Origin of the sequence: Dermatobacter hominis (assembly GCF_020715685.1) — a bacterium.
Classification (GTDB): domain Bacteria; phylum Actinomycetota; class Acidimicrobiia; order Acidimicrobiales; family Microtrichaceae; genus Dermatobacter; species Dermatobacter hominis.
This window is the reverse complement of record NZ_CP085840.1, coordinates 3,288,813-3,301,737: the sequence shown is the minus strand read 5'-3', so window position 1 is coordinate 3,301,737 and position 12,925 is coordinate 3,288,813. Positions and strand designations below refer to the sequence as shown.

Below are 12,925 nucleotides of genomic sequence, written 5' to 3'. Positions count from 1 at the left end.
GAGGATTTCTACCTGACCGTCCCCTCTGTCGCAAGGGCTCTCGCCGAACTTCTGTCGGTGAACGTGGTTCACCCTTGCCTGTCACGGCGGGACCACCCACTTGACCGACCGGAAGGTCACTGACGGACGGTCAACTCCGTAGTGCCCGCTCTGGTCGACCATCGCGGCCACTATGCTCGGGCGTCGTGGGATCGCCACCGGGCGCACCGTCGTCCACGAGGGAGGACCTCATCCGGGCCGGGCTGGAGCTCGCCGACGCGCTCCCGCTGGAGAAGCTCTACGCCGGCGTGACCACCGCCGCCACCGCCGAGCGGGCCGGCGTCACGACCGGGTCCTTCTTCCACCACTTCCGCAGCGCCGAGCAGTTCGCCGACGCCATCGTCCGCTCCTACATCCACGAGCGGCCGCTCAACGACGAGGTCGTGGAGGAGCTGCTCGACGCGCTCGAGCACGCGGACCTCGCCGACGCGATCACGATGACGCTGCTCGACACCTGGCAGCTCATGAGCCGCGACCCCGGAATGGCCGCGGAGCTCCGTGGCCAGATGCACCTGTTCGCCCACAACGGGGTACCGCTCGTCCACCCGTCCGACGAGCTCACCGACGAGATCACCGTCGTGGGCGACGTCCTGCGGTCGGTCTTCCGGGTCCAGATCGACGCGGCGACCGACGGGTGGCAGCGGCTGCTCGAGTCGAGCGACATCCGGGTGCTCGAACCGTTCGATCCCCGGCGCCTCTCGGTGGCGGTCCACGCCCTGCTGATCGGCCTGCTCGTCTCCCATGCCGTCGACCCGTCCGCCGTCGACGACCAGCTGTTCGCCGACACCGCCGCCACGTTGGCCGGCGCGGTCACCCACACCGAGCTCCGGCCGCCGCGGATCGTGCTCGCCGCCGAGTTCGTGCCCGAGGCCGACGTCTCCCCCCAGGCCCGCTCCGGTGCCCGCCGGCGCCAGGAGTCCCGCCAGCGGGTCGTCGACGCCACCACCGGCATGTTCGAGGGCGGCTGGGACTCGGTCAGCGCCACCGAGGTGGCGGAGGCGGCCGGCGTCTCGACCCAGACCGTGATCAACCTCTTCGGCAACGTGCGGAAGGTGTGCGCCGCCACGTTCGGCGCCCACCTCCCGGCCATCGAGGGCGCGATCGACGCCGCCGGACCGGATCGGCCGATGGACGCCCTCCGGGAGGGGCTGCTCGCCCTCGCCCGTGCCGCGGCCGACGACCCCCACCCGGCCCGGGCGCTCCTCACCGAGCGCCTCGGCATCCGGGCGGCCCGCGACTTCGACCTCGACGACGACGACATCCGCGTGCTCGTGCCGATCGGCATCCGGCTCACGTTCGTCGTCGCCGAGCTGCTCGGCACCGAGACGACCGAGCCCGGCACGCCCGACCTGACCGCGACGCTCGTCGACTTCGTGCTCGGCCACGCCGTCCCGCGCCCTCGCCGCGCCGAGGAGACGGTCGACCTGGCCCTGCGGCTGCTCCCCGCCCAGGCGCTACTCTGACGACCCGTCAGATCCGAACGAGGCCCCGGTCCGCCGGGGGGACGGAGGCTCGAGTGAGCACCAGGCGCGTGCCGGCGATCGAGGGGTGGTTCACGATGCCCGAGGACGGCACCGCCCCCTCGCTGATCGGCACCCGTGACTCGATCACGGGCACCTACTTCTTCCCGCCGGAGCGCGTCATGTCCCGGGCGCCGGGCGCCGCGGACGCCGAGCTCGTCGACGTCGAGCTGTCCCGCACCGGGAAGCTCTGGTCGTACACGAACGCCGGCTACCGACCGCCAGAGCCCTACGTGCCGGTCTCGGACCCGCACGAGCCGTTCGCGATCGCGGCCGTCGAGCTCGAGGCGGAGAAGATGGTCGTCATGGGCCAGGTCATCGCCGGCGTCACCGTCGACGACCTCCAGGTGGGCATGGACATGGAGCTCGTGCTCGACACCCTCTACTCGGAGCCCGATCCCGACGGCGCCGAGGGCGACACCGTCGAGTACGTCGTGTGGAAGTGGCAGCCGGCGGACACCGCCGCGAACGAGGGAGGTCGGCCGTGAGCGTCGAGCAGGTCGCCGTCCTGGGCGTGGGGATGCACCCCTGGGGCAAGTGGGGTCGCAACTTCGTGGAGTACGGCGTGGCGGCTGCGCGCGACGCGCTCGCCGACGCGGCGGTGGACTGGCGCGACATCGGCTTCGTGGCCGGCGCCGACACCATGCGCAACGGCTACCCCGGCTACGTGGCCGGGGCGACGTTCGCCAAGGCCCTCGGCTGGACGGGCATCCCCGTCACCAGCGCCTACGGCGCCTGCGCCTCGGGGACGATGGCGCTCGAGGCGGCGCGCCAGCGCATCCTCGCCGGACTCTGCGACGTCGCCCTCGTCGTCGGCGCAGACACCACCCCCAAGGGCTTCCTCAAGCCGAACAAGGGCGAGCGCGGCGACGACCCGGACTGGCTGCGCTTCCACCTGATGGGCGCGACCAACCCGACGTACTTCGCGCTCTACGCCCGCCGGCGGATGGACCTCTACGGGGCGACGACCGACGACTTCGCCCAGGTGAAGATCAAGAACGCCCGCAACGGCCTGGGCAACCCCTACGCCCGCTACCGCAAGGAGGTCACCGCCGAGGACGTGGCCGCGTCGCCGACGGTCGCGAGCCCCCTGCGCCTGCTCGACATCTGCGCCACCTCCGACGGCGGCGCCGCCGTCGTGCTGTCGTCGATGGAGTACGCCCGCAAGCACCTGTCCGGCGCGGAGCCGACCGTGCGCGTCGCGGCGATCAGCACGGTGACGCCGACGTTCCCGAACACGATCATCGAGATGCCCGACTTCGCGACCGACTCGGCCGCCGGGCTGCCGGCCCCCGACCACACCTTCAAGCAGGCGATCGGCGTGGCCGCCTACGAGCAGGCCGGGATCGGGCCCGACGACGTCGACGTCGCCGAGGTGTACGACCTGTCGACCGCCCTCGAGCTCGACTGGTACGAGGATCTGGGCTTCTGCGGCCCGGGCGAGGCCGAGAAGCTGCTGCGCGACGGGGTCACCCAGCTCGACGGCCGGCTGCCGGTCAACCCGTCGGGCGGCCTGGCCTGCTTCGGCGAGGCCGTGCCGGCGCAGGCGATCGCCCAGGTGTGCGAGATCGCCTGGCAGCTGCGGGGCCAGGCCGAGGGCCGGCAGGTGTCGGACCCCCGGGTCGGCATCACGGCCAACCAGGGCCTGTTCGGCCACGGGTCGAGCGTGATCCTGACCCGCTGATCGGGTCCTGCGTCCCGGCGGACGCGGCGCCGACACCTCAGTTCCACCGCCGTCGTGCCGATGGAGGTGGTGGGAACACCACACACGGCGCACGACACCCGGGGCCTGCGGGCCCCGGTGTCGTGGACCGCACCGGCCGGTGGGCGCAGAGCGACCAGCGACCCGCTCAGCGCCGGCCGACCAGGAGCAGCACCGGCACCGTCGCGGCGCAGGCCGCCAGGAGCACCAGCCCCGCGGCGACGCCGAGGGCGCCGGCCACCCCGCCGACCAGGCCCGGTCCGATCACCTGGCCCAGGTAGCCGAACGTGGTGAGGGCGCCGACGACGACGCCGGGGCGCTCCCGACCACGGCCGACCTCGGACATCAGCAGGGGCCAGCACACCGACACCCCGCCCGCGGCGAGGACGAGACCGCCGGCCGCGACGACCGGTTGCGGCACGGTCGCCAGCACGAGCAGCCCGGCGGCGGCGAGGGCCGTGCCGCCGACGATGGCCCTGCGGGCCGCGGCCGCGGTCTCGACCCGCGACACCGACAGCCTCGCCAGGACCGCCACCACGTAGCCGAGGAACGCGCCGCCGGCGCCGACGAGCAGGCCGGCGTCGAGCTGGCCGCGCAGCTGCAGGACACCCCACGTGTTCACGCCGCCCTCGACCACCGCCGCGAGCGAGAAGGCGACCGCCACGGGCACCAGGTGCTCGGACCGCAGCGTCCGCAGGCCCTCCGACAGGCGCACCTTCCGCCCGGCGTGGCCGGCGGGCAGGTGGATGCCGCTCGTCGCGACGAGGAGGACGAGCACCAGCAGGGCGGTCGTGGCCCAGGCCCACCGCCAGCCCACCGCCCCGGTGACCCCGAGCAGCACGCCGACGAGCACCGTGCCCATGGCGCCGCCGACGTTGTACACCGCGTGCAGCCGGACCAGCCGGCCCGGGTGGTCGGCCAGCCCGGCCGTCGCCGCGACGTTGGCGACGACGTCGACCGCGCCGCCGACCGACAGCACGGCCACCGCCCCGAGCGCCACGCCCCACGGCGCCGGCAGGACCGATCCGACCGCCAGCGCGACGGCCCAGCCCGTCCACGTCAGCCGCAGCGCGGCCGTGGTGCCCCGGTGCTCGGCCAGCGCCCCGCCGACGGTGTTCAGCCCGGCCGCCACGACGAGCGACACGCTGAGGACGAGGCCGAGGCGCCCGGGCCCGCCGCCGAGCGCGTGCTCGACCTCGGGCGTGGCCACTGTCCACGCGCCCATGAACAGGCCGAGCGTCGCGAACGCCCCGCCGACCGGCACCAGCGCCCGGGCGACCCCTCGCGCCGGCGCGCCCGACGGCCCACCTGACAGGTCGTCGGAGCGGGCGCGACCCGTCCCCGCGACGGCGGCGTGGTCGGTGGCGGGGACGCCCTCGGAGGACGGCATCGGGACAGCCTCCCACCCGTCGGGCGCCCCGCCGCCAGCGCGTTCGGGCATCCGACGGGGGTCAGGGGACCACCCGCGCACCCTCACTAAGATCCGCCCACCATGTTGGAGGCGATCGTCGAGGTGACCGACACGGTCGCGCTCCCCTACACGACCGGCCTCCAGCGGGTGGCCCGCGAGCTGATGGCCCGCCTGGGCCCCGACGACGGGCCGATCTCGTACCGACCGGCGGTCTGGTCGCCCGCCGCCGAGTGGTACCGCGACCTCACCGATGGCGAGGCCGAGGCGCTGGCCCACCCGCAGGAGCGGCTGCCGGCCAGCACGGCGATCGCCCGGCGGTTCCCGGCCCCGGTCGCCACCGCCGTCCGGCGCGTGCTCGCGATCCCCGCGATGCGCGACCTGCGGGTCCGCGCCCGCCACGCCGCGCACCGCCGGGCCGAGTGGCCGCTCGTCGACCTGGTGCGGCCGCCGGCCGACGTCTCGACGGTGCTCCTCGACCTCGAGGCGGCCTGGAACGACCCGATCCCCAGGGACGAGCTCCTCCCGGAGCTGCACCGCGCCGGCGCCGGCAGCGCCGCGCTCGTCGCCGACGTGCTGCCCGTGCTGCGGCCGGAGTGGTTCGACGGCGTGCTCGTGCGGGACTTCGACCGCTTCATCACCGGCCACCTGCGCCACAGCGACCTGTTCCTCTGCATCTCCGAGTGCACCCGACGGGACCTGCTCGAGGTGGCGGCGGCCAAGGGCATCGACCGCGAGCTCGACGCCCGGGTCGTCCCGCTCGGCTCGGACATCGTCCAGCGGGCCGGGACCTCCGACGACGGCCCGTCCGAGATCGGCGGGCCGATCGGCCGCTACCTGCTCATGGTCGGCACGATCGAACCACGCAAGAACCAGGAGCTCGCGCTGGACGCCTTCGACGTGCTCTCCGAGCGCCATCCCGACCTGGGCCTCGTGCTCGTCGGCAAGCGGGGCTGGAAGGTCGACGAGCTCATCGAGCGGATCGAGCGGCACCCGGGGTTCGGCACCCGGGTCCGCTGGCTGGAGGAGGTCGACGACGTCCGGTTGGGGCGGCTCTACCGCGACGCCTTCCTGTCGCTGACACCGGCACGCTACGAGGGGTTGGGCATGACCGTCACCGAGGCGATGCAGTTCGGCACGCCCGTCGTCGCCTCCACCGCGGGCGCCCTGCCCGAAGCGGGCGGCGACGCGGCCGAGTACGCGGAACCCGACGACGTCGGGGCCTGGGTCGAGGTGATCGCCCGCCACCTGGACGACGCAGCCCACCACGACCGAGCGGTCGCCCGGGCCCGGGCCCACCGGCCCCACTCGTGGGACGCGTCCGCCGCCGCCGTCCGCGATGCCGTCGCCGACGCGTTCCGCGCCCGGGCGGGAGCCGCGGTCCGTGGCTGACGCGACTGCGTCCCCGGCCGAGGACCTCGGCACCGAGAGGCGACCGGACACCCCGTGGTGGGTGACCGCGGCCGTCGCGGTGGTCGTCGCCGCCGGCGTCGTTGCGCGGTTCCTGCCTCGCGGGTCGATGTGGCTCGACGAGTCGCTCTCGGCCAACATCGCCCAGCTGCCGCTCGGCGACATCCGCGGGGCGCTGGAGCGCGACGGCCACCCGCCGCTCTACTACGTGCTGCTGCACGCCTGGGGTGCCGTCGTCGGCTGGTCCCCCTGGGCGCTGCGGGCGCTGTCGGGGATCCTCGGCGTGGCCGCGCTCCCGCTCGCGTGGTGGGCGGGGCTGCGCGTCGGCGGGCGGCCCGACGCCGAGGGCGTCCGCGACCCGGCCCGGGCGCGCCGCACCGCCACGGCCGCGCTCGTGCTGCTGGCCGCGCTGCCCTTCGCGATCCGGTACTCGTCGGAGACCCGGATGTACTCGCTCGTGATGCTCCTGGTGCTGGTCGGCTACCTGCTCGTCGACCACCACCGGGAGCGGCCGCGCTGGTCGACCGCGATCGGCACCGCGGTCGTGGCGGGCCTGCTGCTGTGGACGCACTACTGGTCGCTGTGGCTGCTGGGCGGGCTCGGCATCGTCCTGCTCGTGCAGGCCGTCGTCGACCACCGGCGGGGCGAGGCGCACCGGCGCAACGCCGAGCTCGGGCTCGCCGCCGCGATCGTCGTCGGCGCCCTGAGCTTCCTGCCCTGGCTGCCGACGATGCTGTACCAGAGCGCCCACACCGGCACGCCGTGGGGCGACGTCGTGCGCCCGGCCGCATTCGGCGTGCTCGGGATGATCCAGGTCTTCGGCGGGAGCGTCGCCGAACCGCAGCTGACGGCCTACGTGGTGGCGGGGCTGATGGCGCTCGGCCTCTTCGGCGCCACCAACGCGATCGGGCGCGTCGAGCTCGGCTGGCGGGTGCGGCCCACGGCCCGGCGCGAGGGCGTCGTGGTCGCCGCGACCCTGGCGCTGGCGTGGGCGGCGAGCTTCGTCTCCCGCTCCGCGTTCTCGGCCCGGTACCTCGCGGTGGTCGTGCCCCTCATCGTGCTGCTGGTGGCGATGGGCCTCACCGCGATCGGCAACGACGCATGGCGGCGGATCGTCGCCGTCGTCGTGGTGGCCGGGTTCGCGGTCGGCGTGGTCGTCGAGGTCGGTCGGGTCCGCACCCAGGCCGGCGACGTCGGCGACGCCGTCGTCCAGGTGCTCGACGCCGCGCCCGCCGGCTCGCCCGAGCCGCTGCTGGTCACCTGCCCGGACCAGAACGGCCCGTCGGTGCAGCGGGCCCTGCGCGACCGGGGGGTCGACGACCGCGTCGAGGTCGTCGCCGCGCCGCGGCTCGACGACCCGCGGTTCGTCGACTGGGTCGACTACAAGGACCGCAACGCCGCGATCGACCCCGCCGAGGTGGCGGGCCGGATCACCGAGCGCGCCGACGGGCGGACGCTCCTGCTTGCGGTGACCGAGGGCTACAAGACCCTCGAGGGCAAGTGCGAGGGCATCCAGACCGCACTGATCCAGTCGAGGGGCGCGCCGAGGGTGCTCGTGTCGCCCGACGACCGCAACGAGGACGAGCCCGGGATGATGCTCCTCGAGTTCCCGGCCACATGAGCCGGTCCTCGTGAGCGTCGGGGTCCGCCGCGCCGCACCGGTCGACCTGCGGCGCAGCCTGCTCGTCGGCCTCGTCGGCTGGGTGTGGGCGCGGGTGTGCGTGGCGCTCGGGTTCTGGGTCGCCCACCTGCTGACCCCCGACCCGCAGCTGTCGGCCCGCCCGGACTTCCCGCTGCCGCAGGCGCTCCTGTCGTGGGACTCGCACTTCTACGACCTGATCGCGCGCGGCGGCTACGACGCGGTCGCCGCCGACGGCGCCCGGTTCTTCCCGCTGTACCCCCTGCTCGGCCGCTGGCTGTCGCCGCTCTTCGGCGGTCGCGACGACATCGCGCTCGTGGTCGTCGGGAACCTGGCCGCGCTCGCCGGCGCCGTGGTGCTGGCCCAGCTGGCGAGGGAGGTTCTCGCCGACCGCTGCGGCCGCGACGAGGCCGACGCGGTCGGGCTCCGCTCCGCCTGGATGGTCGCCATCGTGCCGGCCGCCATCGTGTTCGTGTGGCCCTACACGGAGGGCCTGGCGCTGCTGGCGACCGCCGGCACGCTGTTGGCGCTGCACCGGCGGAGCTGGTGGGCGGCGGCCGGGTTCGCGCTCCTGGCCGGAGCGCTGCGGCCGACCGGCCTCCTCCTCTGCGTGCCGATCCTCATCGAGCTCGTCACGGCGCGGCCCCGGCCGAAGGTGATCCCCGCCCTGGGCGCGCTCGCGGCCGCACCGCTGGGGCTGCTGGCGTCGGTGGCGTGGATCGCCCGCACCACCGGCGACTGGCTGTCGCCGTGGGAGCAGCAGCGGCCGATCCGCGGCGACTTCCGCAACCCGTTCGTCCGGGCGGCGGAGTCGGCGTGGGGGCTCCTGCACGGCACCGACACCGAGCTCGTGCCCTTCGTGGTGCTGTGGTGCGTGCTCGTCGTCGTCGCCGTCCGGCGGCGACAGCCCTGGTCGTGGGTCGCGTTCAGCGTCGTGACCCTGCTGGTGGCGCTCGCCGCCCAGACGATCGACTCGATCGGCCGCTACGGCCTGCTGGCCGTGCCGCTCGTCGTGGCCCTGGCGCAGTGGTCGGACCGGCGCTGGAAGGAGGTCCTGGTGGCCTGCGCCGGGTCCGCCGGCCTCGTCATCTGGACCGCCCAGGCGCTGCAGGGCCGCATCGTCCCCTGACCGCGTCCGGCGGGAAGGGGGACGGCGCGCGCCGTAGGGTCGCGACATGGCGCACGACCTGGTGATCCGTGGAGGGCGGCTGGTGGACGGGACCGGCGCGCCGGCCCGCCCCGCCGACGTGGCGGTCGACGACGGGACCGTCACCGAGGTGACCGGACCGGGCGACGCCGGGCGGGGCGATCGCGAGATCGACGCCGACGGCCTGGTCGTCACCCCGGGCTTCGTCGACCTGCACACGCACCTCGACGCGCAGGTGGCGTGGGACCCGCTCGGCACCAGCTCCAGCTGGCACGGCGTGACGAGCGTGGTGATGGGCAACTGCGGCGTCACGTTCGCACCGTGCAGACCCGACGACCGGGCCTACCTCGCCGACATGATGGAGTCGGTCGAGGACATCCCCGCCGAGTCGATCATGGCCGCGCTCCCCTGGGACTGGGAGACCTACGGCGGGTACCTCGACAGCCTCGAGCGCACGCCCAGCGCGATGAACCTGGGCGGCATGGTCGGCCACTGCGCCCTCCGGTACTGGGCCATGGGCGACCGGTCGATGGACCCCGACGCCGAACCGACGGCCGCGGAGCTCGAGGAGATGGTCGGGCTCCTCGACGAGGCGATGGCCGCCGGCGCGCTCGGGTTCTCGACGTCCCGCACGCTGCGCCACAAGGTGCCCGACGGGCGCCAGGTGCCGGGGACCTTCGCCGACCGCGAGGAGCTGCTCACGCTCGCCGGCGTGCTCGGGGGCTGGCGGCGCGGCATCTTCGAGAGCGCGCCTCGCTTCGACGGCGAGGGCCCGTCCGAGCCGCGGTGCCGCTCCGAGCTCGAGTGGATGCGGGAGGTGGCGCTCCGCACCGGTCGCCCGGTCACGTTCAACCTCACCCACACGTTCGAGAACCCGGAGCACCACCGGCTCGCCGTCGAGCTCGCGCGCGCCGCCAACGCCGAGGGCGCGCTGATCCGCCCGCAGACCACGTCGAGGGGCATCGGCGTGCTCTTCTCGCTCCAGTCGGCCACGCCGTTCGGTCGCCACCCCTCGTGGGCGGCCCTCCGCGACCTCGACCTCGGCGGGCGGCTCGCCGCCATCCGGGACCCCGAGACCAGGTCGCGCCTGATCGCCGAGGCCGAGTCGGGCCCGAGCGCGGAGGAGCTGACGCGCTTCTTCGTGACCGGCGCCGACGGCGTCCCCGGCCAGCGCGACGGCATCGCACGCTACGACTGCGACCCCCGCTCCTCCCTGCCGGCGGTGGCGGCCGAGCGGGGCGTGTCGATGGCGGAGGCGTTCCTCGACCTGTGCGACCGGACCGACGGGCGGGTGCTCGTCTACTGGCCGCTCCTCAACCAGTCGATGGACGCGATCGCCGAGATGCTCCTCGACGACACGGTGATCATGGGCCTCGCGGATGCCGGCGCTCACGTCGGGCAGATCCTCGACGCCAGCCAGCCGACGTGGTTCCTGACCCACTGGACCCGCGACCACGGCCTCGTCCCCATCGAGCGCGCGGTGCAGCGGCTCAGCTCGGACACGGCCGACTTCGTCGGCCTGACCGACCGGGGCCGGGTGGTGCCGGGTGCCGCGGCCGACATCAACGTCATCGACTGGGACGGGCTAGCGTTGCCCGTCCCCGAGTTCGCGCACGACCTCCCCAAGGGCGCCGGACGGTGGATCCAGCGCGCCGAGGGCTATGTCGCCACCGTCGTGAACGGTACGGTCGCGCTGGAGCACGGGGAGCACACCGGCGAGCTGCCGGGGACCGTGTTGCGGTCGGGGCCCGACGAGCGCTGAGCTGGCGTCGTCGGCGACGGGCCGCGGCACGTCGGTGCAGGCACAGGGGGCTGGGCGACATGGTCACGAGGCGGGAGTTCCTGGCGGGCGGCACGGCGATCGCCGGTGCGGGGGTGCTGGCGGCGTGCGCGCCCCCGGCGACCGGACCGGGGGGCCCGCCGCCCGGCTGCGCCGTCCCCTCGATCGGCGCGCCCGGACCGCTGATCGCGCCCGGGTCGGCCGGCCTGGTCGACGAGGCGGCGTGGCAGGCGCGGGCGGCCGAGTACCTGCAGTTCGCCACCGGCCAGCTGGGCGCGTCGAGCCCCAGTTCGATCGCCCTGCACCAGCTGCGGGCGTCGCGCGACGCCGGCTTCACCTGGGATCCCTCGGCCGTCACCGTCGACTCCCTCCAGGCGGCCTGGACGCAGCTCGACACGTGGGCCGACACCGGCGACTTCACGCTGATGTACCTGCACTGGGTCCACGCGCTCGACGCCCGCGCCGGTGCGACGGGCGGCCCCCGGATCGACCCGGCGGTCATCGAGGCGATCGAGCTGCGCATGCGGGAGTTCCGCTACCGCTACGACGACCCGCTGCCGGCCGACCGGCTCGACCACAAGTGGTTCTGGTCCGAGAACCACCGGCTGATCTTCGCCGTCGACGAGCTGCTGTCGGGGCTGGCCCAGCCCGACGCGACGTTCACCGTGACCGGCCTGACCGGTGCGCAGCACGCGGCGCGGGCCCGCCCCGTGATCCTCGAGTGGATCCGGGAGCGCGGTCGCTACGGGTTCAGCGAGTGGCACTCCAACGTGTACCTGCCGCTCGACATCAACCCGCTGCTCACGGTCATCGAGCTCAGCCCGGCCGACGACGTCGAGCTGCAGCGGGCCGCCTCGGGCGCCCTCGACCTGTGCCTCGTCGACCTCGCGGCCCACCTGCACCGTGGCGTCTACGGCGCCACGCGCGGGCGCACGTACGAGAAGGACAAGATGACGGCGCGGGACGAGAACACGTTCACGCTCGCGAACCTCCTCTTCTCCGACACCACGCTGGCCGACGGCACCCCGGTCGGCTTCGTGAGCGCATCCGATGCGAGCTGCCTCGGCTTCATCGCCACCGACCGCTACCGGCTGCCCGAGGTCGTCCGCCGCATGGCGATCAGCGACGAGGTCGGCACGGTGCTCGAGCGCCACGGGCTGCCGCTCGACCCGACCGCTCCGGTCACCCCGTGGCCCGAGCCCGTCGACGGCCACGGCTTCGACGAGTCGGAGCTCGAGTTCTGGTGGGCACAGGGTGCGATGACGAGCTGGCAGCTGCTGCCCGCCACGCTGGCCGTCGCCGACCGCTACCGCCTCTGGGACACCTCGCTCTTCCGGCCGTACCGCTCGATGCGCATCCTCTCCGAGAACCCGGCCGCAGCCCAGCTGCTCGCCCGGGAGCTCGCGCCGGTCACGGCCGCAGGCCTGCTCGGCGAGCCGCACACGGTCACGTGGCGCAGCCCCGACGTGATGCTGTCGACGGTGGTCGACCACCGGGTGGGGCACGCGATGGAGCAGTCCCACGCGTGGCAGGCGACGCTCGACGCCGACGCCTTCGTCTTCACGACCCACCCGACCGCCGTCCCGGGGGTCGACGGGCGGGGCGAGGACTCCGGGTACTGGACCGGGACCGCGTCGATGCCGCGCAGCGCGCAGCACGAGCAGGTCTCGATCCACTGCTACTGGCCGGGCTACGAGCCGCTCGACCTGGGTTCGCTCGGGTTCACGATCGACTACGAGCCGTACACCCACGCCTTCTTCCCGCAGGAGCGCTTCGACGCCGTCGTGCAGCAGGGCGGCTGGACGTTCGGCCGTCGGGGCGACGGGTTCGTCGCGCTGTGGTCGCACCTGCCGACCGAGTGGCGCACGACGCCGGTCATCTCGAGCGCCACCTTCGACCAGCCGTTCGACCTGGTGGCCACCGGCGACCCGCGCAACGTGTGGGTCTGCGAGGTGGCCCGCGCCGCGGACTGGGGGCCCTCGACCGAGGCCGCCTTCGACGCCTTCGTCGCAGCGATCGCCGCCGCACCCGTCTCGGCCTCGATGGGCTCGGGCGGCTGGGAGGTGTCGTTCGACTCGCCGTCGGCCGGGCCGCTGCGCTTCGGCAGCCAGGGCGACCTCACGGTCGACGGCGTGGCGGTCGCCCTGCACGGCGGGCCCCGGCACCGGTCGCGGTGGGGCGAGGTGTGCCACCTGCAGGGATCGATCGAGCTCTTCGACCCCGACTCGGGCCACCGCCTCGCCGTCGACACGGCCACCGGCGCACGCGAGACGAGCTGAA

At 74.5% G+C, this 12,925-nt stretch carries 9 protein-coding genes; 8 read left to right on the top strand and 1 reads right to left on the bottom strand.

Annotated elements, in window-relative coordinates; genetic code table 11:
• Positions 1 to 185 precede the first annotated feature (185 nt).
• The 3 genes from LH044_RS15555 to LH044_RS15545 are packed head-to-tail and all read left to right on the top strand — an operon-like array spanning position 186 to position 3,243.
• A complete protein-coding gene (locus tag LH044_RS15555) occupies positions 186 to 1,502 on the top strand; it encodes a TetR/AcrR family transcriptional regulator (RefSeq protein WP_227756502.1) in 1,317 nt (438 codons plus the stop codon).
• Positions 1,503 to 1,555: 53 nt separating this feature from the next.
• Complete coding sequence (locus tag LH044_RS15550; protein WP_227756501.1) at positions 1,556 to 2,047, top strand: Zn-ribbon domain-containing OB-fold protein; 492 nt, start codon at positions 1,556 to 1,558, stop codon at positions 2,045 to 2,047.
• A complete protein-coding gene (locus LH044_RS15545) occupies positions 2,044 to 3,243 on the top strand; it encodes a lipid-transfer protein (protein WP_227756500.1) in 1,200 nt (399 codons plus the stop codon). The genes LH044_RS15550 and LH044_RS15545 overlap by 4 nt, the downstream gene beginning before the upstream one ends.
• A 166-nt stretch (positions 3,244 to 3,409) precedes the next feature.
• On the opposite strand, the gene LH044_RS15540 is transcribed toward LH044_RS15545, so the two are convergent.
• Positions 3,410 to 4,651, bottom strand: a complete 1,242-nt coding sequence (locus LH044_RS15540) for an MFS transporter (RefSeq protein ID WP_227756499.1) — start codon at positions 4,649 to 4,651, stop codon at positions 3,410 to 3,412.
• A 102-nt stretch (positions 4,652 to 4,753) separates the two neighbouring features.
• Here LH044_RS15540 and LH044_RS15535 point away from each other — a divergent pair, with 102 nt between their 5' ends.
• From LH044_RS15535 to LH044_RS15515, 5 genes are all read left to right on the top strand, one after another.
• Entirely contained in the window at positions 4,754 to 6,061 is a 1,308-nt protein-coding gene (locus tag LH044_RS15535) for a glycosyltransferase family 4 protein (RefSeq protein ID WP_227756498.1), read from the top strand.
• Between the two features lie 61 nt (positions 6,062 to 6,122).
• On the top strand, positions 6,123 to 7,700 hold the full coding sequence (locus LH044_RS15530) for a glycosyltransferase family 39 protein (RefSeq protein ID WP_227756497.1): 1,578 nt from the start codon (positions 6,123 to 6,125) through the stop codon (positions 7,698 to 7,700).
• Positions 7,701 to 7,710: 10 nt separating this feature from the next.
• Positions 7,711 to 8,847 carry a putative hexosyltransferase gene (locus LH044_RS15525; RefSeq protein WP_227756496.1) on the top strand — a complete coding sequence of 379 codons (1,137 nt, stop codon included), beginning with the start codon at positions 7,711 to 7,713 and terminating at the stop codon, positions 8,845 to 8,847.
• Between the two features lie 46 nt (positions 8,848 to 8,893).
• On the top strand, positions 8,894 to 10,627 hold the full coding sequence (locus LH044_RS15520; protein ID WP_227756495.1) for an N-acyl-D-amino-acid deacylase family protein: 1,734 nt from the start codon (positions 8,894 to 8,896) through the stop codon (positions 10,625 to 10,627).
• Between the two features lie 59 nt (positions 10,628 to 10,686).
• On the top strand, positions 10,687 to 12,924 hold the full coding sequence (locus tag LH044_RS15515) for a hypothetical protein (RefSeq protein WP_227756494.1): 2,238 nt from the start codon (positions 10,687 to 10,689) through the stop codon (positions 12,922 to 12,924).
• Position 12,925: the final 1 nt, after the last annotated feature.